We start from the raw sequence: 2,512 nt of genomic DNA, 5'->3' as shown, positions 1-2,512 counted from the left end.
TCAACCCAAAGGTTTAAGTCATCACTAAGCTTGAAGATATAAACCCCTGCACCAAAAAAGAAGCTTATAACACCGCTACGAATAGCAATATCAATAATGAAGTTTGATAGAGGGGGAAGGAATTGAATGAGAAATAAGGTTGCTAATCCAATAACTAACAAATATAGTGTTTTCCAACTAAAAGGTTGAAAATTAAGCTTTGCCCACAAGAAGATATATTTGAATAAGTTGTAAATAAATTTAGAGAAGAGAGAGGCCATTGCTGCTCCAATAAGTCCAAATTTGGGTATGAATATCAGGTTACTCACAACCAAAAGTATCATAAAGAAGAAATTTAAATAGGCAAAGGTGCTATAGTATTTAGAATTGAAAAATATTTGATTGCTAACACCCATAAGCATATCTAACAAATTGGCAAAGCCGATGACTATTATTACCCAATAGCCCTGTTTGAAGTCTTCTCCTATTACATTAAAAATATTATCGATATTGCCCCACAAACCAATAAGGATAAGCATTCCAATAATGCCAAGATTAATACTGCTTTTTTTGTAAATACTATTTATTTCGGCTAAATCTTTTCGCTTGAAAGCATCTGCAATTATAACAGAGCTGATTTTTATCATTGAACGCGATGGAATTAAAACTAAAGCCCCAAAGAAAAAAGTGATTGTATAAATTCCTGTTTGTGCTAATCCTTCTAAATGATTAAGCATTAGAATATCTATATTTATAACCAATATCCCTGAAAAACTACTGAATATTCCAAATAAGCCAACATGACCAATTTTTTTCAGCAGAGGTTTTTTTAAAAATTCAAAATCGGGTATTAGCTTATAATCACCTTTTAATAAAAGACTCACCAACATAAATACTGCCGGTAAACTGAAAGCTATTATATAAAGGTAAACGATAGTATTGAAATTGAAATAACCGATATAAAAAAGAATGAATACAATTAAAACTAAGCTTCTTTGAAAAACTTCGCGGTAAATGATTCCAATTACTGTTTGATATAAAACCCTAAAATAGGTATCAATAACAATATAAAGCATAAGAAAAAAAGTAAGTGGAATTACCAGATAATAAAACTGTGAAAATAGAGGTGACTTTTCTGCTCCTCGCTCAATAATTAAATCATGAAAGCCAAGGTAAATAAGACTAGCAAGAATAAATCCAACAAGACTAACAAGGAGGGCTAAACCAAAAAAACCGTGATGCTTGCTCTTTTCATCTCTAAAGAAGGGGAACATTTTAACAGTAACAACGCTAAATCCTAGAACAGCAAATGTGCTGAGTACAGTGGCATATGATATAAGAACTCTAAGTAATCCTATTTCCTCCACTTGAAAAATACGTGGCATTAATATGCCTGTAGTTAAAAAGCCTAATAAAACCCCGATAAGAGTATAAATGAAACCAGAAATACTTTGCCGTTGTATGATTCCCATATGGATATGAAATATTATGCTAAAGTAAAAAAATAGATTGTAACGATAAGTAGATATTAATTTTATTAGTATCAAAGTGAATAATGCAATACTTTAATCATAACACGGTAAATCGCTTGTTTTATAATTCTGCAATTATTGTATATTCGCATATATTAATTCCAAGGATAAATGGAGGAAGAAAAGATTAAAATATGTATAGTTGGAGCGGGTGCTATTGGTACTGCTTTAGCAAATTCTTTAGCAATTAAAGCTGAATTAGATGTTGTTCTGTATTCTATAGAGAATGACGTTATAGAGTCAATTGTTAAAACTCAATTCAATCATAAATATTTTCCCAATACAAAATTAACTTGGCGACTTAAGGCTACAGGAGATATACAGGTGCTTTCTGAAAACGAAATAATATTTTTAGCTATCCCTTCCTCCGAAGTAGTAAATTTTGTACTTGAGAATAAATCATATATCAGAGAAGATGCTATTTTAGTGAATCTTGCAAAAGGATTAAGTAAGGATGAATATTTTACTGTTGCTGAGAGTTTGCAAGCTAATGTGAGTCAAAAAGTAGCAACCCTTAAAGGACCTACTTTTGCCAGAGATTTGATTGATAAGATTCCTACCGCTTTTACTTTGGCATCTGTTCATGAAGATTTATTCCCTCGTTTTAAAGGAATAGTAAAAGGAACTAATGTTTATTTAGATTTTTCTACTGATTTACGTGGTGTTGAGTTATTGAGCACAATGAAAAATATTTACGCTATAGCTATGGGAATTCTTGATGCTCAGTTTGATTCTCCAAACCTTAGGTTTATGTTTTTAACAAAGGCGTTTAACGAAATGCGTAGTATATTAATTCATTTTAATGGGGCAAAAAAAACCATTTTTAAATATTGCGGTTATGGCGATTTTGGACTTACAGCATTGAATGATCTTAGTAGAAATAGAACATTGGGTTTGTTGATAGGAAAGGGTTTCTTTTCTTCAAATATTTCAAATATGGTACTTGAAGGTAAGAATGCAGTTGCTATTTTTTGCAATATTTTGGCAGATAAAGAAGGTTT

General features: G+C 31.1%; 2 protein-coding genes. One reads left to right on the top strand and one right to left on the bottom strand.

All coding sequences use genetic code 11. The features are described from left to right. A partial coding sequence (locus J7K39_10505) for an oligosaccharide flippase family protein (protein ID MCD6180321.1) occupies positions 1-1,451 on the bottom strand: 1,451 nt, incomplete at its 3' end. A gap of 171 nt (positions 1,452-1,622) precedes the next feature. Between J7K39_10505 and J7K39_10500 the strand changes: the two genes are divergently transcribed. After that, a partial coding sequence (locus tag J7K39_10500; protein MCD6180320.1) for a hypothetical protein occupies positions 1,623-2,512 on the top strand: 890 nt, incomplete at its 3' end.

The organism is Bacteroidales bacterium (assembly GCA_021157585.1).
Lineage (GTDB): Bacteria > Bacteroidota > Bacteroidia > Bacteroidales > UBA12170 > UBA12170.
The sequence above is the reverse complement of the archived record's forward strand: the minus strand, read 5'-3'. Positions and strand labels throughout refer to the sequence as shown.